The organism is Rhodococcus sp. NCIMB 12038, assembly GCF_002165735.1.
GTDB lineage: Bacteria > Actinomycetota > Actinomycetes > Mycobacteriales > Mycobacteriaceae > Rhodococcus_F.
On sequence record NZ_NHML01000010.1, the window covers coordinates 44,411 to 68,936 of the forward strand.

The 24,526-nt window shown below is 66.9% G+C and carries 23 protein-coding genes; 19 read left to right on the forward strand and 4 right to left on the reverse strand.

The features are described 5' to 3' along the window. Positions 1 to 18 precede the first annotated feature (18 nt). From CA951_RS16665 to CA951_RS16710, 10 genes are all read left to right on the forward strand, one after another. The gene (locus CA951_RS16665; RefSeq protein WP_087557897.1) at positions 19 to 1,341 is read left to right on the forward strand and encodes a DUF2786 domain-containing protein; all 1,323 of its coding nucleotides are present in this window, start codon (positions 19 to 21) and stop codon (positions 1,339 to 1,341) included. Between the two features lie 15 nt (positions 1,342 to 1,356). Further along, positions 1,357 to 2,853 (forward strand): DUF3375 domain-containing protein, encoded by a 1,497-nt coding sequence (locus tag CA951_RS16670; protein WP_087557898.1) that lies wholly within the window; start codon positions 1,357 to 1,359, stop codon positions 2,851 to 2,853. Beyond that, entirely contained in the window at positions 2,850 to 3,455 is a 606-nt protein-coding gene (locus CA951_RS16675; protein ID WP_087557899.1) for a DUF4194 domain-containing protein, read from the forward strand. The genes CA951_RS16670 and CA951_RS16675 overlap by 4 nt, the downstream gene beginning before the upstream one ends. Next, the gene (locus CA951_RS16680; RefSeq protein WP_087557900.1) at positions 3,452 to 6,739 is read left to right on the forward strand and encodes an ATP-binding protein; all 3,288 of its coding nucleotides are present in this window, start codon (positions 3,452 to 3,454) and stop codon (positions 6,737 to 6,739) included. The genes CA951_RS16675 and CA951_RS16680 overlap by 4 nt, the downstream gene beginning before the upstream one ends. Continuing rightward, positions 6,736 to 7,887 (forward strand): Wadjet anti-phage system protein JetD domain-containing protein, encoded by a 1,152-nt coding sequence (locus CA951_RS16685; protein ID WP_087557901.1) that lies wholly within the window; start codon positions 6,736 to 6,738, stop codon positions 7,885 to 7,887. Before CA951_RS16680 ends, CA951_RS16685 begins: the two co-directional genes overlap by 4 nt. A 52-nt stretch (positions 7,888 to 7,939) precedes the next feature. Then, positions 7,940 to 8,362 (forward strand): thioesterase family protein, encoded by a 423-nt coding sequence (locus tag CA951_RS16690; protein WP_087557902.1) that lies wholly within the window; start codon positions 7,940 to 7,942, stop codon positions 8,360 to 8,362. A 57-nt stretch (positions 8,363 to 8,419) separates the two neighbouring features. Next, complete coding sequence (locus CA951_RS16695; protein ID WP_087557903.1) at positions 8,420 to 8,746, forward strand: type II toxin-antitoxin system Phd/YefM family antitoxin; 327 nt, start codon at positions 8,420 to 8,422, stop codon at positions 8,744 to 8,746. After that, positions 8,743 to 9,369 carry a type II toxin-antitoxin system RelE/ParE family toxin gene (locus CA951_RS16700; protein ID WP_218780499.1) on the forward strand — a complete coding sequence of 209 codons (627 nt, stop codon included), beginning with the start codon at positions 8,743 to 8,745 and terminating at the stop codon, positions 9,367 to 9,369. The genes CA951_RS16695 and CA951_RS16700 overlap by 4 nt, the downstream gene beginning before the upstream one ends. A 64-nt stretch (positions 9,370 to 9,433) precedes the next feature. Beyond that, positions 9,434 to 9,859: a hypothetical protein gene (locus CA951_RS16705; RefSeq protein ID WP_087557904.1), complete on the forward strand. Its 426-nt coding sequence runs from the start codon at positions 9,434 to 9,436 to the stop codon at positions 9,857 to 9,859. A 164-nt stretch (positions 9,860 to 10,023) separates the two neighbouring features. Then, entirely contained in the window at positions 10,024 to 11,520 is a 1,497-nt protein-coding gene (locus CA951_RS16710; RefSeq protein WP_373413924.1) for a stealth family protein, read from the forward strand. Here CA951_RS16710 and ppk2 read toward each other — a convergent pair whose 3' ends face one another. After that, entirely contained in the window at positions 11,521 to 12,465 is a 945-nt protein-coding gene (ppk2, locus tag CA951_RS16715) for a polyphosphate kinase 2 (RefSeq protein WP_087557905.1), read from the reverse strand. 57 nt (positions 12,466 to 12,522) lie between these two features. Here ppk2 and CA951_RS16720 point away from each other — a divergent pair, with 57 nt between their 5' ends. Next, positions 12,523 to 12,876 carry a helix-turn-helix domain-containing protein gene (locus tag CA951_RS16720; RefSeq protein ID WP_087557906.1) on the forward strand — a complete coding sequence of 118 codons (354 nt, stop codon included), beginning with the start codon at positions 12,523 to 12,525 and terminating at the stop codon, positions 12,874 to 12,876. On the opposite strand, the gene CA951_RS16725 is transcribed toward CA951_RS16720, so the two are convergent. The 3 genes from CA951_RS16725 to CA951_RS16735 all read right to left on the reverse strand — a co-directional run bounded on the left by CA951_RS16725 (position 12,877) and on the right by CA951_RS16735 (position 15,277). Continuing rightward, positions 12,877 to 13,806: a phosphodiesterase gene (locus tag CA951_RS16725; protein ID WP_087557907.1), complete on the reverse strand. Its 930-nt coding sequence runs from the start codon at positions 13,804 to 13,806 to the stop codon at positions 12,877 to 12,879. Between the two features lie 134 nt (positions 13,807 to 13,940). Then, the gene (locus CA951_RS16730; RefSeq protein ID WP_087557908.1) at positions 13,941 to 14,813 is read right to left on the reverse strand and encodes a slipin family protein; all 873 of its coding nucleotides are present in this window, start codon (positions 14,811 to 14,813) and stop codon (positions 13,941 to 13,943) included. Then, a complete protein-coding gene (locus CA951_RS16735; RefSeq protein WP_087557909.1) occupies positions 14,810 to 15,277 on the reverse strand; it encodes an NfeD family protein in 468 nt (155 codons plus the stop codon). The genes CA951_RS16730 and CA951_RS16735 overlap by 4 nt, the downstream gene beginning before the upstream one ends. Before the next feature lie 138 nt (positions 15,278 to 15,415). On the opposite strand from CA951_RS16735, the gene CA951_RS16740 reads away from it, so the two are divergent. The 8 genes from CA951_RS16740 (at position 15,416) to CA951_RS16775 (ending at position 24,517) form a co-directional block, all read left to right on the forward strand. Continuing rightward, positions 15,416 to 16,225 carry a HugZ family protein gene (locus CA951_RS16740; protein ID WP_087557910.1) on the forward strand — a complete coding sequence of 270 codons (810 nt, stop codon included), beginning with the start codon at positions 15,416 to 15,418 and terminating at the stop codon, positions 16,223 to 16,225. Positions 16,226 to 16,689: 464 nt separating this feature from the next. Next, positions 16,690 to 17,256 (forward strand): hypothetical protein, encoded by a 567-nt coding sequence (locus tag CA951_RS16745; protein ID WP_087557911.1) that lies wholly within the window; start codon positions 16,690 to 16,692, stop codon positions 17,254 to 17,256. Between the two features lie 243 nt (positions 17,257 to 17,499). After that, entirely contained in the window at positions 17,500 to 18,588 is a 1,089-nt protein-coding gene (locus CA951_RS16750; RefSeq protein ID WP_087557912.1) for a LacI family DNA-binding transcriptional regulator, read from the forward strand. Positions 18,589 to 18,675: 87 nt separating this feature from the next. Beyond that, positions 18,676 to 20,013, forward strand: coding sequence for an MFS transporter (locus tag CA951_RS16755; protein WP_179220220.1), 1,338 nt, complete (start codon positions 18,676 to 18,678; stop codon positions 20,011 to 20,013). Continuing rightward, positions 20,010 to 21,023, forward strand: a complete 1,014-nt coding sequence (locus tag CA951_RS16760) for a ketopantoate reductase family protein (protein ID WP_087557913.1) — start codon at positions 20,010 to 20,012, stop codon at positions 21,021 to 21,023. The genes CA951_RS16755 and CA951_RS16760 overlap by 4 nt, the downstream gene beginning before the upstream one ends. A gap of 43 nt (positions 21,024 to 21,066) precedes the next feature. After that, entirely contained in the window at positions 21,067 to 21,993 is a 927-nt protein-coding gene (locus CA951_RS16765; protein WP_087557914.1) for a 3-keto-5-aminohexanoate cleavage protein, read from the forward strand. A 455-nt stretch (positions 21,994 to 22,448) separates the two neighbouring features. Beyond that, on the forward strand, positions 22,449 to 23,645 hold the full coding sequence (locus tag CA951_RS16770; RefSeq protein ID WP_087557915.1) for an acyl-CoA dehydrogenase family protein: 1,197 nt from the start codon (positions 22,449 to 22,451) through the stop codon (positions 23,643 to 23,645). Between the two features lie 35 nt (positions 23,646 to 23,680). Next, on the forward strand, positions 23,681 to 24,517 hold the full coding sequence (locus CA951_RS16775; RefSeq protein WP_087557916.1) for a mycofactocin-coupled SDR family oxidoreductase: 837 nt from the start codon (positions 23,681 to 23,683) through the stop codon (positions 24,515 to 24,517). Positions 24,518 to 24,526: the final 9 nt, after the last annotated feature.

Sequence of the window (24,526 nt, forward strand, 5' to 3'; positions counted from 1 at the left end):
GAGAGTGAGGAGTGCGAGTTGAGCCGAAACAGTCAGCAGAACCGCGCCGCACGCAAACGCAAGAAGCAGCACCGTGGCAATGCCCGGGAGCAGCGTGCGCCCCGTCCCGGCATCGAGGCTGCCGAATCCTTGGTGTTCGCCGGAATCGAGTTCGCGTACGGGCCTGCGGCGAATCCCGAGTCGCTACGGCGGACGGTCCGTGAGCTGGCAGATCTCGAGGGTTCCGGGTTTGCGGAGCCTGTTCTGGAGTGGGTCTCACGGATTCTCGACGGGTCGATGGACCACGTGTTCGGCACGGGGTGGCAGCCGACGGAATTCGTTCACGCGGTGCGCCGGGAATTCGGTGCGCGCACCGCTCGGCTGACGGTCACCGTGATCGGCGCGCACGCGAGCCGCACCTCGGCGCGCAAGATCGCGCCGGCTCAGTGGCGGGAGCAGCTCGACGAGCTGGGTATCGCACCGGACAGCGCACCCGCCCGTGGCTACCTGTCCGCGTGGTGTGCCTCGGAGAACGCCGACCCCGCCGACACGTGGACTGCGATCCTGTCGTTCCTCGGCTACTGCAGCTACCTGATACCCCTGACGCCGCTGCTCGCGGCCCCGGCGAACTGGAGCGAGGGCATGGCCGCCGCGTCATCCGCCTCACGGGGGCCCGAACCCAAGATTCTGGCCCGCATCCGCGGCCTGCTGGCCAAGGCCGAAGCGACGCCCTACGCAGAGGAGGCGGAAACCCTCTCGGCGAAGGCGCAGGATCTGATGACGCGCTATGCCATCGACAGCGCTGTGATCGACGCTGCCGCGCACACCTCGCTGCGCGATCAGGTCGTCACCCGCCGGCTGCTCGTCGACAACCCGTACCCCGAGGCGAAGGTTCAGCTGCTGAACTGTGTGGCTGAGACCAACAGCGTCCGCGTCATCTGGCATCAGCGATTCGGTCTCGTCAGCATGGTCGGAATGCCGATCGACCTGGACCTTTGCGAGATGCTGTTCACCTCACTCCTGGTTCAGGCGTCACACGCGCTGAGCGAGGCGGGTGGCGACCGGGTGAAGCGAACCCCCAGCTTCCGTCGGTCGTTCCTGCTCGCCTTCGCCACCCGGGTGGGTGAACGGCTGGCGATCGCCCGGGATCAGGCCGGCCGTGACGCGTCCAGCCAGTACGGCAAGGAACTGGTGCCGATCATGGCCGAACGGACCGAGGCGGTCGGATCGGTGTTCGAAGATCAGTTCCCGTCCACCGTCCCGATCGCGCATTCCGTGACCAATGCGCACGGCTGGCAGGCCGGTCGGGTGGCCGCCGAGTTGGCCGATCTGACCGGCGGCCGCGAACGCATCACCGGCTGAACCGAGAGGAGTCCGATGTCCATCACCGCCGACGTCCATCGGCTTCTTCGCCTGCGCCAGGACCACGCCGCGTGGACGTTGCTGCGGGCCGACACGGCACCGGCGATTCTGGCGCTGCTGGGCCGGCACTTCGATCACGGGACCCGACGGCTCCCGGCTCCGGAACTGTTCGCCCGCTTGGACTCCGACCTTCAGACCATGCGCGACGAAGGCCTCGACTTCCCGCGCACCGGTCAGGCGTATTGCACCGAGTGGGTGCGGTCCGGTTATCTGCTCCGCCGAGCCGCGGTCGGTACCCGTGAGGAGACTCTGGAACCGACCGAGGGCGCGTTCGCCGCGATGGCGTTCGTCGCGAATTTCACCAGTCAGGCGAGTTCGGCCACGGAATCCCGCCTGACCACGCTCTCCACCCAGTTGCAGGCTCTGGCCCGGGATTCCGATCCCCGCACGGAAACTCGTCTCACCGCGCTGCTGACCGAACGAGCGGCGATCGATCGGCAGATCGCGGCGGTGGAGTCGGGGGTCTTCCCGGTCCTCGACGGCGACCGTGCCGTCGAGCGTTCCGCGGAGATTCTCGCGCTGGCCTCGGAGGTCCCCGCGGACTTCGCCCGGGTCCGCGCTGAACTCGAGGACCTCAACCGCGATCTGCGGGCCCGGATCCTCGACGACGACGGTGACCGCGGCGACACCCTGGGAGATGTGTTCCGCGGCGTCGACCTCATCGGCGACTCCGACGCCGGCCGCAGCTTCACCGCGTTCTACGACATGATTCTCGATCCGGCCCGGTCGTCTCAGATCGATGAGTGGATCGACGCGGTGCTGCAGCGGCCGTTCGCCGCCATGCTGACCACCGACCAGAGATTACGGTTCCGGACGCTGCTGACGGAGATGGAAACGGCCGGCTCCGAGGTGCATTCGACGATGACCTCACTGTCCCGGTCGCTGCGGCACTTTGTTCAGTCACGTCACTACGAGGAACACCGCAGGCTGCAGCGGTTGCTGCGCAGCGCGCAGCAGAGCGCCGTCGCCGTGGCCAAACGTCGTCGGCCCTACGACCTGCTCGATCTCGACCTGGTGCGCGTGGGCATGACCCTCGAATCGGTCGCAGCTCTTCGCCTGCACAATCCCGCCGACAACCTCGTCACCGAACCGGTGCTCACCAACGACGCCGGCACCGTCGATCTCGACGAACTTCGAAGGCTCGTCCGAGAATCGGAGATCGATATGGACGAATTGTCCGACAACGTCGCGGCCACTCTGCGTGCGCACGGTCACGCCACGATCGGTGACGTCCTGCGCGACCACCCCGCCACTCAGGGACTCGCGAGCGCGGTGGGATTGATGGTCCTCGCCACTCACCACGGGCACGCGATCGACGGCACCGAGGACATTCAGTGGGTGTCGGGAGCCGGAGTCGCACGTCGGGCGACGATCCGCCGTCGCCTGTTCGATCCGGCGGCCGACGAGTTCACCACCCGACCGGCATTCGAACCCACGGGGAGCCCGACATGACCGACGAGGCGACCACCCGCGGCTACTACCCCGGGGATACCGGCGAACTGGACCTGGAGACACGGCGCGCCTTCGTGCAGCTGCTCAAGGGCCCGCTCGTCACCGCCGCCAAGCACCCCGAAGTGTGGCGCGCGGTGATCCGGGACGAGCGCCTCCTCCGGTCCCGGCTCGCCGACGTGTTTCTCGTTCTCGTCATCGACGACGACAACGAGCTGGCGTTCACCCGCCCCGCCGAAACCGGCGACCCCGGTACTCCCACGGTGCTGCGCACCGAGCGTCTGACCTTCATGGACACGGTCATGCTGCTGGCGTTACGCCAACGTCTGCTGCGCGCGCAACCGGGCGAACGGGTGATCGTCGATCTCGACGAACTGCGCGAACAGCTCGAGATGTATCGCGCGGCGAGCGACACCGATCCCGCCGGCTACGCGAAGCGCATCAACGCGTCGTGGAAGAAACTCGACAAGTATTCGCTGCTCACGAAGACGACGACCGACGACCGGATGGAGGTCTCCCCGGTGTTGCGGCAGCTGTTCGACGCCGAACAGGTCGCGCTCGTCGAGGCGGAGTTCCGGCGGATTCTGGAGGAGGGCACACCGTGATCCATCCCGGTCAACGCCGCCTCGCGCGCGTGCAGGTCGTCAACTGGGGGACGTTGCACGGCCACCACGATCTCGCGGTGGCCCGCAAGGGTTTCCTGATCACCGGCAATTCCGGCTCCGGCAAGTCCACGCTCATCGATGCCATCTCGGCGGTGCTGGTCCCGGGCAATCAACTGCGGTTCAACGCGGCAGCGCAGGAGGCCACGAACTCGGGACGCAACTTCGTCACATACATCCGTGGTGCGTGGCGGCGGGAAGCAGGCGCGGACACGGAGGGTCTGGTCGCCTCATACCTGCGCACCGGCGCGACGTGGAGTGGCATCGCCCTCACCTACCGCACGGACACCGACGATCCGCCGATCACCCTCGTCAAGCTCATGCAGCTCGGGCGGGGCCAGAACGCGGCCGGCGATGTCAGCCACCTCCACCTCATTCTCGACCACGAACTCGACCTGACGGAGTTCGGCGCCTTCATGGCCCGCGGAATCGACACGCGGGGAATACGCAAACGGTGGCCGGAGGCGGCCGTCAACCCGACGTACGCGCCGTTTGCCCGCAGTTTCCGCTCCCGCCTGGGCATCTCGACGGAAGGCGCGCAGCGGCTGCTGCACCGCACCTTGTCCGCGAAGAGCCTCGGCAGCCTCGACCAGTTGTTTCGCGACTACATGCTCGACACCCCGAGCACCTTCGCGATGGCCGAGCGTGCGGTCAACCAGTTCCACGATCTGCAGGAGGCCCACCGCGTCGTCGTCGATGCACGACTTCAGGTCGAGATGCTCACCCCACTCGTCGAGCTCGCCGACACCCGGCGACGCGGCCTGCAGTCCCTGCACGACACGGAGGAGGAGAACGCACATCTCGGGACGGTCCACGCCGAGATGACGTTGTCGCTGCTGTGCGGTGATCGCACCGAACGCCGCGCCCTGACTCCCCTGCTGGAGTCGGGCGCGACCGAGGCCACGGCAGCAGCCGAACGCGCCCGCCAGGAAACCCTCGATCTGACCGTGAAACTCGAGGGCATCGGGGGCGGCAGGCTGGCCACCCTCCACGCGCAACGCGACGCAGAGCTGAAGATGTTGGCCCGGGTGCGTGCCAGGCGGGATCAGATCGCCGAGGCGGTGTCGGCCTGGGAGGGAACCGTTCCCGAGACCGCCGAGGAGTTCGCGCGGTTGCGCGGGCAACTCGAGGACCAGTTGCGTCAGGCGTCCACCACCCACGAGGAGTGGTTCGGTGACCGCTATCCCCTCGCCGAACAGCGCGGCGCCGCCCAGAAGGAGCGCGCCGAGCTGATCACCGATCGTGAGATCATCGCCCGCAGACGCTCCAACATCGATCCGGGTCTGCTGCGCGCCCGCGAGTCGATCTGTTCCGCGGCCGGTGTGCCGGACGACGCCGTGCCGTTCGCGGGTGAGCTGATCGCGGTCCGGGACGAGCACTCCGAGTGGACCGGCCCCATCGAACGAGTCCTTGGCGGCCTCGGCCGCACCCTCCTGGTCCCGGAGGAGGTGTATCCGGTGGTCGCGGCGGCCGTCGATGCCACCCACCTCGGCGCGCGGCTCGTCTATCGCCGGGTGCGGGTCGGCGCCACACCGTCGGCGGTGCCGAAGACCGGGGCGCTGTCGCTGGTGCGCCGAGTAGAGGTCACCGACGGTCCGCTCGCCCCGTGGATCCACCACCATCTCGCCGACCGCTACGACTACGCGTGCGTCGACTCGGCGGCCGGCTTCGCGGATCACGCCCGCGCCGTGACACGCGCCGGGCAGGTCAAGCACTCCTCGGAGCGGCACGAGAAGGATGACCGCAGCGGCATCGACGACCGACGGCGGTGGGTGCTCGGATTCGACAACGAAACCAAGCTCGAGGACATTCGCCGTCGAATCGCGGATCTCGACGTCACGATCGCGGGCGTCACGAGCCGACTCGACGCGCTGGACCGTGAGGATCAGCGGATCGCCCGGCAGAATCGCGCAGCGCAGACGATCCTCGATGCGCAGTGGACGGATGTCGACGTCAGCGCCGCGCAGGCCGCCGTCGACGCGGTGGACGGCCGGCTCGACTCCTGGCAGCAGGACAACCCGGAGCATTCCGCGGTGTCGGCTGCCCTCGAGCTCGCGAGGAAGGCGGAGAACGAGGCCGACGCGGCCCGGCGTCAGGCGGACACGGCGTTGACGGTGCACCGGACGGCGCTGACGGAACTCGGGGCGAGGATCGCGCAGGCCGAACTCGACGCGGGCGAGACGGCTCCCGATGCGGTGGCCGCCCGTATCAAGGCGCGGTTTCAGAAGTTCGCGCGCCGCGTCACGTCGGACAATATCGACAGGGCGCTGTTCGAGGTCGGCCAGGGCATCGGCAAGGACAGGAGTGAGGCGCAGAGCGCGGTGTCCGCCGCCGGCGCGTCGATCGTCCGGATCCTGTCCCAGTACCTGGCGCGGTGGGAGTCCCGCGGCGGTGAGTTGCGGGTCGACGCCGAATACGTCGACGACGCCCTGGCGATTCTCCAACGGCTGCGCTCCGATGGGCTCCCCCGGTACGAAGATCGGTTCTTCCAGCTGTTGCACGACCAGTCACACCGCAACATCGGCGAACTCGCGCGCACGATCCGTAAGGCCCCGGCGGAGATCCGTTCCCGGATCGACCCGGTGAACGACTCGCTGCGCCGCTCCGCGTTCGACACCGACCGGTGGTTGCGCATCGACGTCCGCGAACGACGGTCGCCGGCGGCGGCCGACCTGCTGGACGACCTGACCCGGATCACGAGCGGTGGTTGGGACATCGAGCAGCGCCCCGCGGCCGAGGAGCGATTCGAGCGGATGGCGGCGGTGCTGGAGCGGCTGGCCTCGAAGGAACCCGCGGATCAGCGATGGCAACGGCAGGTCCTGGACACTCGCCTGCACGTGGGATTCATCGGCGTCGAGATCGACGGCGCCGGAGAGGCTCGCAACTACCACGATTCGAGCTCCGGACTGTCCGGCGGTCAGGCGCAGAAACTCGTGTTCTTCTGTCTGGCAGCGGCATTGCGGTATCAGCTCGCACCCGACGGCGCCGAGCTTCCCCTTTACGGTACGGTCATCCTGGACGAGGCGTTCGACCGCGCCGACTCCGCGTACACACGCCGGGCGTTGGATGTGTTCGCGCAGTTCGGTTTCCACATGGTGCTGGCGACGCCGCTCAAGTTGCTCGGCACACTCGAGGAGTACATCGGCGGAGCGGTGACCGTGAGTATCCGCGACCGGATGCACACCGAACTCAGCCTCATCGAATTCGACGATGTGAGTGACACATGAGTGCACGGTGTGTTCTGCCGCCCGCCGCCGCGGCGAAGGCGCAGACCACCTACTCGAGTCGCCGACGACGCTGGCTGGCCGACTCCGCACTCGCCGATCAGGATTCGCTGACGGTGGCGCTGCATCCGCCGTCCGAGCAGCAGATTGCCGAGGATCCCGACACGGTGGTCGCGTGGGTACGCGCCTGGCGCGGCTACACCGGCGACGGCCGGGTGGAGTGGGCGACGCGGCGGTGGCCGAGCTTCGGCACCCAGGAGGTGCCGGTGCGGCTGACGCTGGCCGGGGCCGGTCAGATCGCGTCCGAGGGTGGCCGCGGATCCGAATGGCGCGCCCTGGTGATGCGCCGTGATGCCCTCGTCGACCGGCTCGGCCCCGGCACTCCGGCATTGTCGGCCGCGGTTGCCGCGACCGCGGCGAAGTGGCTCGAACTGGACGACGACGACTTCGGCATGCTGACAACCATTGCGCGGTGGTTGAGCGATCACCCGGACGCCGGCTATTTCATCCGTCAGCTACCGGTTCCGGGGGTCGACACGAAATGGCTCGCGCGTCACCGCGGCGCGGTGGAGACATTGCTCGAAGGCGTTCGCGGCAGCCGGGACCTCGGCATCCGAAGTCTTCCCCACCTGCGCGACGTCGCACTGTGCGACCCCGATCTGCTGGTCGGCAGTCCGCGGCGCTTCGCCACCTCGCTGGAGGAACTCACAACGTTGCCGCTGAACCCCGCGCGGGTCCTGATTCTCGAGAACAAGGAGGGCCTGTACGCGCTGCCTCGGCTTGCGGGCACTGTGGCACTGCACGGTGGCGGCTACACGGTGCACGAACTGGCCGAAGTCCCATGGGTGGTCGACTCGGAAGTCTGGTACTGGGGCGACCTCGACAGTCACGGGTTCGCCATCCTCGACCGTCTGCGCCGGCACCTTCCGCACGTGCGGAGCCTGTTGATGGATCAGGCCACCCTGGATCGGTGGCGGGGTCTCGCGGTCCGGGAACAGTCACCGACGTTCAACGACGTGTCCCACCTGACCAGGTCCGAAGCCGCCGCCCTGGAGTGCTTGCGCGAGGGTGATCTCCGACTGGAGCAGGAGCGCATCCCCTGGCCGTACGTGCTCGAGCAACTGCTCGCCGCCTTCGCCCCGGGCCTGTGATCGGCGTCCTCCGACTGCGACGCCCGTCCGGGGAGCCAGTAATGTCCGATCCATGCCTCGTTACACGATCCCCCTGCGGAACAACCCGCGCCCGGACGCCCCGGAGTCCGTGAGCCGCCATGTGCCGTTCTACTGCGCGCATGAGGCGGCGGCCGGGGCGTGGACGCGGGCGATCGGCGAGGCGTGCGGCGACCTGCTCGACCCGGTCACGCAGACCGCCGTCGTCAACGTCGTCAGCAACTTCGGGCGCGAACTGTTCACCGGCGACGCGGACGTCGACGTCACGGTGGATCGGATCGGCACCACGTCGCTGACCCTGCTGATCACCATCGAGCAGGACGGCGTGCAGGCCGCCGAGGTGACCGCCACACTCGTTCAGCTCGATTCGAGCCGCGTGAACTCGGCGCCGTGGTCGCCGGCGCAGATTGCGGCGTTCGAGACGTTGCGGAGCGAACTGGCTGTTCAGACGCCCTGACCGAGCCCACTCGGCCACCCATAACAAATCTGTGTAGAAATCTGTATAGTTCTTCTCATGACGAGCTTGAGCGATCTCCACGCCCTTACCGTCACGGAAGCGAGCAGCCGAGGGATCGCCCGTTTGGTCAAGGACGCAGAGAATGGCGAAAATGTGGTTGTCTCACGCCACGGAACGCCCGTCGCTGCCGTTGTCGGGGTGAGCCGCCTGGGTGAACTTCAGGAACTGGAGAATGACCTGCGTGACCTCGCACTGGTACTTACCCGTGCAGCGACCGACACCGGTCGGCGCACGGATCTCGATGCAGCGATCGAGCGGTACGGCTTCACTCGCGCAGAACTGGAATCCGATTCAACCGGCGATCCAGACTCTGACAAGCAGTGACGGCACGCAAACGGTCGCGGCACCCTGGTGCGAAGGCAACCCCTGAGCCGAGGGCCGGTGAGCGCCACCCCAGCGCCCAGACCACGGTCGTTCGACTGACCGACGCGGCAATCGACGACCTGGATGCACTCCACCGCCGTGACCCGCAGATCGTCCGCGCGGCGCTCGCCAAGATGCTGATTCTGGAGAAGAACCCGGAAGCTGGAGAGCCGCTCCGCGGAACGCTCATCGGGTGGCGCAAGATCGTTGTCGGAGATCGTGACTGGCGCATCGTGTGGCGCGTTACCCATGACTCGTCGGGGACGGTCATTGTCGATGTCGCCGAGGTCTGGGCGGTCGGCGTTCGCAGCGACGCCGAGGTGTATGAGGAGATGCGTAATCGCGTGGCAGCTCTCGACCAGGTAACCCCGACCGCTGTTGCGCTGGCCGAGGTGGTTGCACGATTCGGCAAGACTGCTGCCGCAATTGATCCGACTCCAGAGCCCACGCCCGAGAAACTTCCCGACTGGCTTGTAACGCGGCTACGGCAACAGGTCGGATTGAAGAACGACCAGATTGCCGGCCTTTCCCTCGAGCAAGCGTTCGACGTGTGGGGTGAGTGGTCCGCCCGTCCCAGCACCTGACGAGGTGTCGCCCGCCCTCGACCATCGAAGTTTCAACCAGGCCTGATCTGGGCATTTGATCGTTATGAGTATCGAAGACGGGCCCGGTGACACGCTGAGTCCCAGCGAGAGCCTGGACTCCGACGACGTGCGCAACAACGACGGCGACGACGTCGTCGATCCGCCCGACGGCTGGAGTGAGGCCGACCGGTTCGGTACCACCTTGAACGAGGAGCGCGAGGGTGAGTCGCTCGACGAGAAGTTGTCCGAGGAGGAGCCCGATACCCCGCTGGAGCAGCAGCGGGAGGTGTCGTTGCGGGATCTGCCCGACGACGAGTTGACCGAGGACGTCGACCGGGTCATCGATGACGAGGAGATCGACATTCCGGTGTTCGGAACCAAGCACGCCTCCGTCGTGGAGGGCGTCATCGTGGAGGACTCGCGCACCGACCGCGGTCAGATCGACGGGTCGGCCGAGGACGGCGACTCGTTCTTCACGGTCCTCGACTGACCGCCCCGCAACCTGGGCTTACACTGGCACTGTTCGCACTCGCGACCCTCACCGGAAGGCCCGACATTACTCATTCTTCTGCTCCGCACGACGTGTACCTGGTTCCTCCGGAGCAGGAGACCGCCGACGCTGTCGCGCATGCCTCCGCCGCCGCGTCGTCGCGGTTGCGGGACCGTCCCGACGTGGTGCGGTTCAGGGGCCGGTTCGCGCTGGCGATCACGCATACGACGCCGCACGAGGCGATGGTCGAGGACCTGCTGTTCGTCCGCGACGTTCTCGACGCGGCCGGCATCGAGTACCTGCTGGTGCGGGGCAACGACGAACGCCCGGTGATCGCGATCAACTGGGCGCAGCGCAAGGCGTTGCGCGCCGCGCTCGTCGCCGCGTGTGAGGACCGCCCGTTCTATTCGAAGACCGTCGACTCCAAGGGTCCGGCGTTGCTCGTTTCGGACGGCCGGCTGTCCGCGACGTCGAAGGCCCGCATCTTCCGGTTGTTCCGGCCGCGGGTGCACCTGACGAGCGGTCTGGCGTACGGGGCGTCGACGGGCGTGCAGATCGAACTGTGGTCGATCAGCGACGACGAGATCGTGCTGCCGATGGAGAATTCGCTGACCCGCCGTGTGGTGCGGTCGGAGGAGGCGGTCCGCGGCACCGTGGAGCGGTTCGGGCGGGTGTGGCCGACCATCGAGAACATGTTCGCCGACCACGCGTCGGACATCAATTTCGACGTCGACCTCGTGTTCTCCTGGGTGGACGGCTCCTCGGCGGAGTTCCAGGCGCAGCGCGCGAAGCGGATGCAGAACTATGTGGTCGGTGAGGGTGACGATTCCGCCGCCCGGTTCCGGCAGATCGACGAACTGAAGTACGCGCTGCGCTCGGTGCACATGTATGCGCCGTGGATCCGCCGCATCTTCGTGGCCACCGACTCCGACCGTCCGGCGTGGCTGGCCGACGACCCGCGGGTGACGTTCGTGCCCAGCGAGGAGTTCTTCGCCGACCCGTCGGTGCTGCCCACCCACAACTCGCAGGCCGTGGAATGCCAGCTGCACCACATCCCCGGTCTCGCCGAGCATTTCCTGTACTCGAACGACGACATGTTCTTCGGCCGCGCGGTGGGCCCGCAGATGTTCTTCTCCCCCGGCGGGATCACGATGTTCATCGAGGCCACCACCCGAATCGGGCTGGGCCACAACGACGACGAGCGCAGCGGCTTCGAGAACGCGGCCCGCGTCAACCGCCGGCTGCTGCAGGACCGGTTCGGGCTGATGACCACTCGGCACCTCGAGCACGCCGCCACCCCGCTCCGCAAATCCGTGATGGAGGAGATGGAGAAGGAGTTCCCCGACGAGTTCGCCGCCACGGCCGCAAGCACTTTCCGCGCCAGCTCCAACATTTCGGTGACGAATTCGCTGTATCACTACTACGCCCTGATGAGCGGCCGCGCGGTGGTGCAGACGGCGGCGCGGGTGAAGTACGTCGACACCACCATGAAGTCGGGGCTGCGCGACATGGATTCGCTGCTCGCGAAACGGTCGATGGACTTCTTCTGCCTCAACGACGGCAGCGCACCCGAGATCGACCTGGAATTGCGGACCCGGAAGGTGACGCAGTTCCTGGAGAACTACTACCCGATCCCGGCGCCGTGGGAGACCGGGGCCTGATCAGACGTTGGGGAACGCGTCGGCCGGGCGCTCGCCCTCGTCGTAGACCGTTGCGGGAGAACCGATGAGGAGCGAGTCGGGTTTGCCGACGACGCGGTCGTCCTTGCCGGTGTAATCGAACCGGGCGAGGATCCAGCGGATCGCCTCGAGCCGCGCCCGTTTCTTGTCGTTCGATTTCACGACGGTCCACGGCGCGTGCGGGGTGTCGGTGTAGAACAGCATGGCCTCTTTCGCCTCGGTGTAGGCGTCCCACTTGTCGAGGCTGGCGAGGTCGGTGGGTGAGAGTTTCCACTGCTTGACGGGGTCGGTGCTGCGGGAGACGAACCGCGCGTGCTGCTCCTCGCGGCCCACCGAGAACCAGAACTTCACGATGTGGATGCCCGACTGCACCAGCATCCGCTCGAACTCCGGCGCAGACCGGGTGAACTCGAGGTACTCGTTGGGGGTGCAGTAGCCCATGACGCGTTCGACGCCGGCCCGGTTGTACCAGGAGCGGTCCATCATCACGATCTCCCCGCCCGCGGGCAGGTGCTGTACGTACCGCTGGAAGTACCACTGGGTGCGTTCGCGTTCGGTGGGCTTCTCGAGCGCCACCACGCGCGCGCCACGAGGGTTGAGGTGTTCGGTGAACCGTTTGATCGCGCCACCCTTGCCTGCGGCGTCGCGGCCCTCGAAGATGATGACGACCTTCTCGCTGTTCTCCTTCACCCAGGCCTGGAACTTGAGCAGTTCGATCTGCAGTTTCCGCTTGCGGTTCTCGTACTGCCGCCGCGTCATCTTCTTGTCGTACGGGTAGCCGTGCCGCCAGGGCTCGTCCTCGTCGTCGACCGCGTGTTTCCGGCCGGACTTGCGCAGCAATTCACCGATTTCGTCGATCTCCGGTGTCACGTCGATCTGGTCGGCGCGCGCGAGTTCGAATGCAGTGGGATGGTGCAACTCGTCCATTCCCAAAGGCTACCGCTGTGAGGCCTCGCCGGCGGGACTCATGAGATCGTGGACCACATGAGCATCGACCACATCGTTTCCGCGCTCGGCTCCAAGGTCGCGGCCGAGCTTCGGACCGCCCTCGACGGGTCGCCGGTCGTCACCCTCGACGGGATGGTGCTGCCCGACTCCGCGCGCGATGCCGTCCTCGAACTGCTCACCCTGCTCGCCGACGGTCAGAGCGTGGCGCTCGGCGCGGTGGCCGACCTGCTCACCACGTCGCAGGCCGCGGAGATCCTCGGCGTCTCCGACACCTACGTTCGCCGGCTCGCCGACTCCGGCGCGCTGCCCATCGAGATGCGCGGCACCCATCGCCGGTTCCGGCTGTCCGACGTCATGGCCTACCGGGAGCAGTTCCCGCGCAGCAGCTGATCAGACCCGGACGGGCTTGACGGCCTGCTCGCCGGCGTCGGGGATTCGCACGCCCTCGGCCGCGAGCCGCTGCTCGGTTTCCTCGGCGGTGACGTATTCGCCGACGGTGTCGTAGCTGCCCATCGGGACCACCGAGTGCACGATCGTCTCCGGGTACACGTGCACGAGGTTGTATCCCTGGGCGCCGTCGCGTCCGCGCAGTGCCCCGGCGGGGACGTTGAGGTCCTGGGTGTAGCAGGTGGCCGACGCGACGGAGACGGGGATGCCCGCGAACGTCGCCGTCGTCGAGTAGTGCAGGTGTCCCGCGAGGATGGACCGGACGTCGCTGCCGCGGAGCACGTCGGCGAGGCGCGGCTGGTCGCGTAGTTCCACCAGCACCGCCAGGTCGAGGACGCACGGCACCGGCGGGTGATGCAGCGCCAGGATGGTCCCGTGCGGCGCCGGGACCGCGAGCTGCTGTGCCAGCCAGATCAATTGGCTCTCGGAGATCTCGCCGTGGTGGCGCCCGGGGACGGTCGTGTCGAGCGTGATGATGCGCAGCCCGTCGACGTCGTGGACGAGGTCGATCGGCTCGTACGACGGTTCCTGCCCGAGCAGTTCGGTCCGGAAGTTGCCGCGGTCGTCGTGGTTGCCCATCGCCCATATCACCTGCGCACCGAGCGACGCGGCCACCGGTTCGACGATCCCCCGCAGCTTCTCGTAGGCGCCGGGCTGGCCGCGGTCGGTGAGGTCGCCGGTGAACACCAGGGCGTCCGGGCGGGCGTGCGACGCCTCGATCTCGGTGAAGATCTGCCGCAGCGTGGCCTCGCTGTCGACGGCCCCGTACAGCAGGTCGTCGTCGACGAGATGGGTGTCGCTGAGGTGCAGCACGAAGTGCGACGGTCGCGGATACTCGGCCGTCCGTATGTCGGCTGCCTCGGTGCCGCTCATCGGTCTCTCGCTTCCGCTCGCCCCGACGGGGAGGTGCCCGGGTGGACTCCTGCTGGTTGTCCAACCCTAGCCAAGCGCACTGCGGTCACCGCCCGGGGTACGCGTGGTGGCCGGACGGTGAACGGTGGGGCACGTCAGTTTCGTGCGTGGTGCGGGGTGCGTGTCTCCGGCCCGGCGGGCGGGATCATCGCGGCGAGGTTGGCCTGCGCCTCGAACCGGGCGCGCTCGTCGCCGTCGTCGGTGGCTGCCGCGTCCTTGGCCGCGGTGAGGAACGGCCGGACCAGGTCGAGGGGCATCGGGAAGACGACGGTCGAGTTGTTCTCGCCGCCCATCGCGCTCAGGGTCTGCAGGTAGCGCAGCTGCAGGGTGGTGGGGTTGCGGCTGATGACGTCGGCGGCCTCGACGAGTTTCGCGGACGCCTGGAACTCGGCCTCGGCGTTGATGATCTTGGCGCGGCGCTCGCGTTCCGCCTCGGCCTGCCGGGCGATGGCCCGTTGCATGTTGGCGGGGATCTCGACGTCCTTGATCTCGACGGTGGTGACCTTCACGCCCCACGGTTCGGTCTGCTGATCGATCACCTTCTGCAGGTCTTCGTTGAGACGTTCCCGCTCGCCGAGGAGAGAGTCGAGGTCGGCCTTGCCGAGGATCGAACGCAGGGTCGTCTGGGCGATCTGCAGGGTGGCGGCGAGGAAGTCCTCGACCTCGACGATCGCCCGGTCGGCGTCGACCACCCGGAAGTAGGCGACGGCGGTGACCTTGGCCGGCACGTTGTCGTGGGTGATCACTTCCTGGACGGGAATCTTCAGGGTCACGGTCCGCAGGCTGACCCGTTCCATCCGGTCGATCGCCGGGATCAGCAGTACCAGTCCCGGACCCTTCAGGTCGACCAGCCGGCCCAGCCGGAACACGACGGCCCGCTCGTATTCGCGGAGCACCCGGATCGAGCTGCTCGCCACGACGGCGAGGAGGGTGATGACGACGCACAGGATGATGATGATGGTGGTCATAGCGGCATCTCCCACGGTTCTCGGCGGCGCACGGTGAGGGTGAGTCCGCGGATCTGCTCGACGACGACGGAATCGCCCGCGGTCGGTGTCTCGTCGTCCCCGAACAGGGTTTGTGCCCGCCACAGGCTGCCGGCGGCCTCGACTTGACCCTGCCGGCCTTTCCAGTTGCGGACGGTGGCGTCGGATCCGATGAGGGATTGCATTCCGGTGCGCACGGGCGCGTGCCCGGCGGCGAGCGCCTTCCGGCCGCCCACCACGGCGAGACCGACTCCGACCACCGCCACTCCCGCGGCGGCCGGGATGGCGATCATCTGTGCGGTGTCACTCGACGTGAAGAGCAGCCACACCCCGGCGCCGACGAACAGGGCCCCGATCCCGCCGAGCACACCCGCGGTCGGTGCGTGTGCCTCGACGACGATCAACAGCACACCCAGCACCAGCGCCAGTACGCCCAACGCGGTCATTTCGCATCACCCACGATCACGCTTCGCGAGGACCCGGTCGCGCTCGCATAGCCACTCGGCGATCGAGCCCTCAGTTCAACGGTAAGCGCAGGTGGGCGGCAATGCCACCGGCAATTCGCGGCGGGTACCGTTCAGTCAATGACGAACTTAGATCACGGAGATCCCGGTGACGCCCCGACCGTGCCGCCGCCGCTGTCGGAGGTCGACAACCCCGCCCGCCCGTCCGCTGCCGAGGAGGCCCGGACGGTCGCGGCCACCACCAATGTGGGCACCCTCGCGAGCCTGACCAGGGACGGCGAGCCGTGGGCGTCGTTCGTCACCTACGGCCTCCTCGACGGCTCCCCCGTGCTGTGTGTGTCGCAGATGGCCGAGCACGGCCGCAACCTCGCGCACGACCCCCGCGCCAGCATCGCGATCGTCGCACCGAACCCGCCGTCCGATCCGCTGGCCAGCACCCGCATCACCCTCGCCGGGTACGTCTATCGCCCGGAAGGCGACGAACTCGCCGCCGCCCGCGAGGCACACCTCGCGGCCATCCCGGCGGCGCACGTCTACATCGATTTCAGCGACTTCTCGCTCTGGGTGCTGCGAGTCCAGCGCGTCCGGTGGGTCGGCGGCTACGGGCGGATGGACTCCGCGACCGAAGAGTCCTACGCCGCCGCGACGGCAGACCCCATCACCCCGCATGCCGGGCGGGCGATCGAGCACCTCAACGCCGACCACGCCGACGCCCTACGCGCGATGGCCCAGGCGCTCGGCGGCTTCCCCGACGCGAAGTCGGCCACCTGCGAGGGAGCCGACCGCTACGGGTTGGACCTGCGCGTCACCACACCCCGCGGCGAGGCCTTCACCCGCGTCGGGTACGCAGAGCCACTCCAATCCGCCGACCAATTGCGCGCGGCGACAGTCGCTTTGACACAGAAGGCCCAGGCACTGACCGGTCGGTGACCACGTGACAACCGGGGCGCATTCCGCCCCGGACGACCTGCCTGAATGAGAGCGGCGAGCTTCGTGCTCGCCGCTCTCGTGCATTACCCGAACGGGTGACCACGAAACTAGAACGTTACTCACCCAGCTTCGACGCTTGAAAACGTCGCCTGACGGACCAATTCCCATGTTGGATCGAATCCTTCAGCGCGCATGGGAGATTGAGCACGGCGAGCACCGGCTAATCGAGCCCGTGCGGCATGCGTCATCCGTTCTCCACGCACACGCACCTCGGATACGTGCCGTCAGCGTCAATCGTGCAGCTCAAGAGATCCGTGGCAGATCGCGATAGATAATCGACCAATTCCGACTCCACTGTCTTTGTTGAGGTGCACGCTGGAGGTGTTCTCCAGCCGCAAACAGGGACGGCAGCCCGCGGGTCGACCTGAACATCCTATGTTTTCACGAGAGGTAGCACCCAACCGATGTGGAGCAGTCTCGAGATCGCGAAACTTACCGTCGCAGCCTCCATTCCATTAGCCGTCATCGGACTGGGATGGTGGATCACACTGCTGACAAAACGGCTCGAACACTCCCAGTGGGTCAATCAGAAGCTAGTAGAGAAGCGCATCGAGATAGCCGAGGAACTTGCGCCCATGCTGAACGACTTGTATTGCTACTTTCGCTGGGTTGGTGGATGGAAAGACCTCTCCCCGACCGAAGTCATCGACCGCAAGCGTCGCCTCGATCGCACGGTACATGTCAATCTGCCGTTTATGAGCCCGGCATGCACCGTCGCATATGACAAATTCATGAGCACCATTTTTGCGACCTATGCCAGCGCAGGACAGGACGCGAAGCTCCGAACCACGCTTACCTCCATCTGGGGAAACCGTCGTGCTGACTACCGAGGCGCTACCGCATGGAACTCCGATTGGGACGGCATGCTTACAGACCGCGCTGCCGATCGCGACGAGCTGCGAGCTCGATATACCGAGCTCATGAACGAACTCGCTCGGCAGACGGGCGTTGAGACGGGAAAAGAGCCGTGACGACGGCGCTGGTGGAGCGGCTGTGCAGACCGCCTGAACCGATCGTACGTGTTCAACAACGTTAAGTTGTGAGCCGAGCCACTCGTCAACAGCGGTGAGGGTCGACGCCGCCTCTTGCGCTGCGGAGCACCCGTCACCGCAGGTCCGCCGACGGACTCGGTCTTGTCGCCAACTTAACGTTGCTTAATGATTTGGGTCACACTTAACGTCGGTGCATCAGATCGGACCGAGGAGGTGAACCCCATGAGAACGACCACCGCACGAACTGGCGCACAGCGCCCGCAGCGCGTGTCCGCTGCCGACGTCGCACGAGCGGTGGGCGTCTCGCCGGCCACCGTTTCCTACGTGATGAACGGGAGATCCGGGGTGTCAGAAGAAACCCGAGAGCGGGTTCTGGAGGTAGCCGAGGAACTGGGGCACACGTCCAGCGCACGGGCGAACCGCCTCCGATCGCACCAGACGCGCGTAATCGGCCTCGTCCTGACCGATATCGCCAATCCGTTCTACACCGAGATCGCGGCGGGCACGATCGACGCTGCCCGGGCCCGCGGATACGAGGTGTTTCTCGCCCATACCCAGGAGGATCCCGCAACGCTCCGGTCGGTGGTGGACGCGATGATCGCCCGGCAGGTCGACGGTGTCGTGTTCACCGTGCTGCACCCCGACGACGGCGACGTGATCCGCTCCCTTCGTAGTGCGCACATACCGCTGATCCAGCTGTCACGGCGGATCGAAAGAATCGAGGCCGATTTCGTCGGGATCGACGACCGGGCGGCCGCAGCGGAAATGATGGAACACGTTCTGGAGCACGGATATCGAGACATCGTGACCATCGTCGGCCCCCGAGTGTCGAGCGCATCCGCTGCCAGAGAGGACGGGTTCACTCGCACCGCCGAGTCACACGGCATTCGAAGCATCGCTTCGCACCACCTCAGCACCTATCTCAGCGAGCAGGGAGGGTACGCGGCCGTCGAAGGACTCCTCGCCCGAAAAGCCCTTCCGCGAGCGATCGTCTGCGGTAGCGACGCCATCGCACTCGGAGCGATCAGTGCGCTGCGTGCGCACTCGATCACAGTTCCGGACGACGTCGCCGTCACCGGCTTCGACGGCCTCTTTCCCGGCGCATCCCCCCTCGTCGAACTGACCACCGTCAATCAACCGCGCCGAGAGATGGCCGAACAGGCACTCGAACTCCTCACCCGTCGCATCGACGGGGCCGGAGGCTCATTTCAGTCGGTACTTCGCGCCCACGAACTCCGCATCGGCACTACCTGCGGATGCCCACGGAGGGAGCACACGGCCGCCCCGGCGGCGGCCGAACGTGCGCCGTGAGCATGCGCCCACACAACTTCATCACCACTTCTCCTGCGCACTCCGCGCACGGGGACCACCTCTCGACACCCTGAGAAGGGCACTGCCATGTCTGACAACCACACCCGCGCTGCCTCCGTGCCGCCCGGTGAAGAACTGAACAGGCTGATCTTTCGCAAGCTGATGCCGCTGCTGATCGCCGCGTACATCATCGCGTTCATCGACCGCACCAACATCGGCCTGGCCAAGCACCACTTGGAAGCCGATCTGGGAATTTCCGCAGCGGCATACGGTTTGGGCGCGGGACTGTTCTTCCTCGCCTACTCACTGTGTGAGGTTCCGAGCAACCTCATCATGTACCGGGTCGGCGCCCGGCTGTGGATCACTCGGATCATGGTCACCTGGGGTCTGCTCTCGGCCGCGATGGCGTTCGTCGAAGGGCCGGTGTCGTTCTACATCCTGCGGGTGCTCCTCGGGGTGGCCGAGGCCGGCCTGTTCCCCGGAGTGATGCTCTACCTCACCTACTGGTTCGGCCGCGAACAGCGGGCCCGCGCCAACGGATCGTTCCTCGTCGCGGTGTGCCTGGCGAACATCATGGGCGCCCCCATCGGCGGTGCGCTCCTGGGGATGGACGGTCTGCTCGGCTGGCACGGGTGGCAATGGATGTTCGTCCTGGAGGGGCTGCCCGCCGTGGTCCTCGCCGTCGTGGTGTTCAAGTACTTGCCCAACGGCCCGCTCGACGCCAAGTGGCTGGACCCGAAGCAGGCCCGCGACCTTACCGAGCGGCTGGCCAAGGAGCAACAGGACGGCGCCGACGCGTCCGGCACCCATTCGTTCGCTGGAGTGTTCAAGGACAGGCAGATTCTGTTGGTCATCGCCGTGTACTTCACTCATCAGATCGCGGTCTACAGCCTCACCTACTTCCTGCCGAGCATCATCGGTGAGTGGGGCGAGATGTCGGACCTGACGATCGGGTTGCTCACGGCCCTGCCGTGGGTGGCGGCAGCGATCGGCACACTGGTCCTGCCGCGGTACGCCACCGACGGCCGCCGCTCGCGCAAGATGCTGTTCGGCGGAATGTCGTCGATGGTCGTCGGGTTCACGATCGGCGCGGTGTCGAGCCCGGCGCTGGCCCTGGTCGGGTTCTGCATCGCGGCCTCCACCTTCTTCGTCGTCCAGTCCATCCTCTTCGCCGTTCCGGCCGCACGACTGGCCGGCGCTGCGTTGGCCGGCGGACTGGCTCTGGTCAACACCCTCGGAATCCTCGGTGGTTTCGTCGGGCCGTTCGCGATGGGGCTGATCGAGACGGCGACCGACAACCCCTCCGCCGGTTTATGGTTCGTCATCGCCCTCGTTGCGCTCGGAGCGGTAACCAGTCTCGCACTCGACATCCGCAACCCGCAGAAGACAGCAGCCAGCAAGAACGAAAGTCAGGTACAGGCATGAACGAACGGATCCTCGTCGTGGGCGCAGGGGCGATCGGCGGAGTAACTGCCGCCCACCTCGCTCGCGCTGGCCACGACGTCGTCGTCCTCGACGCCAACCCCGAGCACGTCCGGTTGATGAACTCTCCGGGCCTGCGGTTCGACGAACTCGGCACCACCTCACATGTCAGGATCACTGCCGTTGACAGTGCCACCGACCTCGACGGCCGCTTCGACTTCGCACTCGTCACGCTCAAGGCACCCTTCTTGGAGGTGGCACTCACACCGCTGGTCCGTGGAAACCTGGTCGACACCTATGTCTCCCTCGGAAACGGGCTGGTGCAGAACACCGTTCAGGAGCTTGTCGGCGTCGACCGTCTGGTCATCGGAATCACCGAATGGGGCGCCACGAACCTCGGTCCCGGGCACCTCGCCCAGACCACCGAGGCACCGTTCGTGATCGGCGAGATCGACGGCACCCGGACCGACCGCATCGAACGACTCGCCCGCGTCCTCACCGCGGTGGCCGACGTGCACGTCTCCGAGCAGATCGTCGGCCAGATCTGGTCGAAGTTGCTCCTCAACAGCACCTTCTCCGGGCTCGGCGCGATCAGCGGGCTCCTGTACCGGGACATTGCGGCCGACCCGGTCGGCCGGGAGGTCGCGTACCGGTTGTGGACCGAGGCCTACGACGTCGCCCGTGCGGTCGGTGTCACCCTCGACGCGATCGTCGGCGTGCAGCCCGATCACCTCGCCGTCCGAAGCGACGACGATCTCGAACGCGCGGACGCCGCATTGAGCATGCTGATGACTCGGCTCGGCGCCACCAAGGCCTCGATGCTGCAGGACCTCGAACGTGGTGCCGTCACCGAGGTCGACGTCATCAACGGCGGCGTCTCCTCGGCCGCGGCGACCGCCGGCGTGCTGAGTCCGCTGAACTCCCGCATCGTCGAACTCGTCCACGACTGCGAACGCGGGCTCCGCGCACCGGGCCGCGACATCCTGGCCGCGCTGGCCACCGTCCCCGCCTGACGACGCCCCGGAAAACCTCTCCCCCACCGAAGGATTCGAAACCATGAACGACACCGTCATCATCACCTGCGCGCTTACCGGCGGCATGACCGTGCCCGCCCAGAGCAAGGCCATCCCGATCACCGTCGACCAGATCGTCGAGGAAGGCGTGAAGGCGGCCGAGGCCGGCGCCTCCGTCCTGCATGTACACGTGCGCGAGGAGGAGACCGGACGACCCGTCGCCGACCTCGACCTGTTCGAACGCGCCCTGTCCGAACTGCGGACACACACCGACGCCGTCCTCCAGCCCACCACCGGAGGCGGGCGCGGCATGACCGTCCAAGAGCGTGCCTCGGTGCTGAAGTTCCGCCCCGAGATGGCCACCTTCAACGCCGGCAGCTTCAACTTCGGTCTCTTCCCCGTTGCCTCCCGCGACCTGCCGTTCGCCGACTGGGAACGCGACTACCTCGAGGGCACCACCGACTACATCTTCAAGAACACCTTCGAGGACATGACCTACATGGCGCAGCAAATGCGCGAGTCGGACACCCAGCCCGAGATCGAGGTCTACGACGTCGGGCAGATCTACAACCTCGAACAGCTGGTCAAGGACGGCGTGCTGGAGGCACCGTTCAACCTGCAGTTCGTGCTCGGGGTTCTGGGGGCGAACGCTGCCGAACCCGACCAGCTCATCCATATGCTGCGCACCGCCGAGCGTGTTCTCGGCAAGGACTCGTTCACCTGGTCGGCCGCCGGCGTGGGATATCGGGGCGAGTTCAACCTCGCCGCACTGTCATTGATGCTCGGTGGCAACGTGCGCGTAGGCCTCGAGGACAATCTCCGTATCAGCCGCCGCGAAGAGGCCACGTCCAACGCGCAGCTCGTGCGGAAGGTGGCCGACCTGGCCGCGATGTTCGACCGCACCCCCGCGACACCGGAGGAGGCACGTGCACACCTGGGCCTGAAGGGTTCGGCCGCGGTGGCCTTCTGAGTCGGCGTCCCACCCTCTAGTGAGTTCATGAGTAGCCGATCATCAGGGACTGCTGCCGCCATATGGCTGGGGTGGATGGATTCGGCCCATCGCCGAGGCCTACGCCGCCGCCACCGCGAATCCCGTCACCCAGGCCGCCGGCCGGGCGATCGAACACCTCAACGCCGACCACGCCGACGCCCACCTCGCGACGGCCCAGGCGCTGACCGGTCGGTGACCGCGTGACGCCCGGACGCTTTGCACCCCGACCGACCTGCCTGGATGACAGCGGCGAGCTTCGTGCTCGCCGCTCTCGTGCATTACCCGAACGGGTGACCACGTAGCGGACCACGTGGCCACCCGCCTGTGTGCAGCGCGCGGACCGACCATTGTGATTCAGGTCATACCGCGATCGCCACCCCGCCGAAAGGTGCGGTGGGCGATGAGCCGAGTTGCATACCAGGAAGGTCATTTCCATGACGCAAACCGTTGATCGATCAGTGTCTGCCCTCGTCGATCGGGAGCCTGTCGACTATCTCGCCCGGGCGAAGGCGGTCGCCCTCGTCGTCGAGCAGGAGGCGGATGCGATCGAGCGTGACGCGACGATCACCAGGCCGGTCTACGAAGCTCTGGCCGAGGCGGAGCTGTTCTGGACCCTCGTTCCGACGGAGTTCGGTGGCGGTGGGCTGGGCATCGTGCAGGCTCTCGAGGTGATCGAGGAGATCTCGCGGGCCGACGCGTCGACGGGCTGGGCGTTGATGGCCAACTCCTTCAGCACCGGCATCGCCGCGGGATTCATGAACGACGAGGGCGCTCGTGAGATGTTCGGCGGGCCGGACCGGGGAATCACGGCCGGCATGATCATGCCAACCGGGAAGGCCATCCGAGTCGACGGCGGCTATCGCGTCACCGGCCGCTATCAGTTCGCGAGCGGATCCGCGCACGCCACGTGGATCGGTGCGGGATTCGTCGTCCACGACGAGGACGGAAATCCCATCGTGGACGAGGCCGGGACTCCCGACTGCCGCGTCGGCTTCCTGCCGCGGGCCGACGTCGAGTTCCTCGGCAACTGGAACGTGATGGGGTTGGTCGGCACCGGCAGCTACGACTACGCCGTCCACGACCGCTTCATCCCGGACAAGTTCACGATGGAGACGTTCTCGACCACCCCCGTTCGCCCCGAGGCCGTGTACCGCCTGGGACTGCTCGGCATCGGCGTCGGCGGGCACGCACCCGTGGCGCTCGGTCTGGCGAAGAGGGCGCTCGAGGAGATCGTCCGGATCGTCGCGAACAAGGCACGCCCCGGCTATGCCACCGTCGTCGGCGAGTCGGAACTGTTCCGCCGCGAGTTCAGCAAGTACGAGGCGCTGTACCAGGCGACTCGCCTGTACGTGTACGCCGCCCACGAGGACGCCGAGGCCAGCGCGCGCGCCGGCGTGGAGATCACCGAGGAGCAGCGGGCACGGCTACGTCAGGTGATCACCTGGTCGCAGGAGGTTGCCGGTGAGATCGTCGGCTTCGCGCACCGCTGGGCCGGCAGCCAGTCGATCCGCAACCCCAGCGCGCTCGGCCGGTGCGTCCGTGACGCGGCCGTCGCAACGCAGCACATGCTGGTCGATCAGATCACCCTCGTCGACGCCGCCACTCCGATCATGCGCGCATACGCCGTCTGAAGACCCCCAGTTCATTCACTACGGAAGGACCCCCGATGGGACAGCTTGAAGGCAAGGTCGCGCTGGTGACGGGAGCCGCACGCGGGCAGGGACGCTCGCATGCCATCCGGCTGGCGGAGGAGGGCGCCGACGTCATCATCGTCGACATCTGCACAAAGCCGGCGACGACGAAGTACCGCGGCGCGACGGAGGACGAGCTTCAGGAAACAGCCCGGCACATCGAGAAGTTCGGGCAGCGCGCCCACGTCGCGGTCGCCGACGTCCGGTCACTGACTCAGCTCCAGGATGTGGTCGCCGAGGGCGTCTCGAAGCTCGGACGTCTCGACACCGTGGTCGCGAACGCCGGCATCTTCTCGTCCGCTCCGCTACACGAGCTCACCGAAGAGCAGTGGGACGAAATGGTCGACATCAACCTGTCGGGCGTGTGGAAGACCATGCGGGCGACCGTCCCCTTCCTGATCGAGCGGGGCGAGGGCGGGTCGATCGTCCTGATCAGCTCCACCGGCGGTTTGCAGGGGTTCCCCAACTTCGCCCATTACGTCGCCGCGAAGCACGGTGTCACCGGACTCGCGCGGACCGCGGCCAATGAGCTGGGCGCCCATCGGATTCGGTGCAATTCGATCCATCCCACGTCGGTGCTGACGGACATGATCGACAACGAGGACATGTACCGCCTGTTCCGCCCGGACCTGGAGACTCCGACGCACGAGGACTTCCGTGAGGCGTGCGAGACGGCGATGAACGTGCTTCCGACGCCGTGGATCGAGCCGGTCGACGTCAGCAACGCCGTGGTGTGGCTGGCGTCGGACGCGGCCCGCTACGTCACCGGCATCGCGATGCCCGTCGATGCGGGAGCTCTCAACAAGGTCTGACCAGCACAT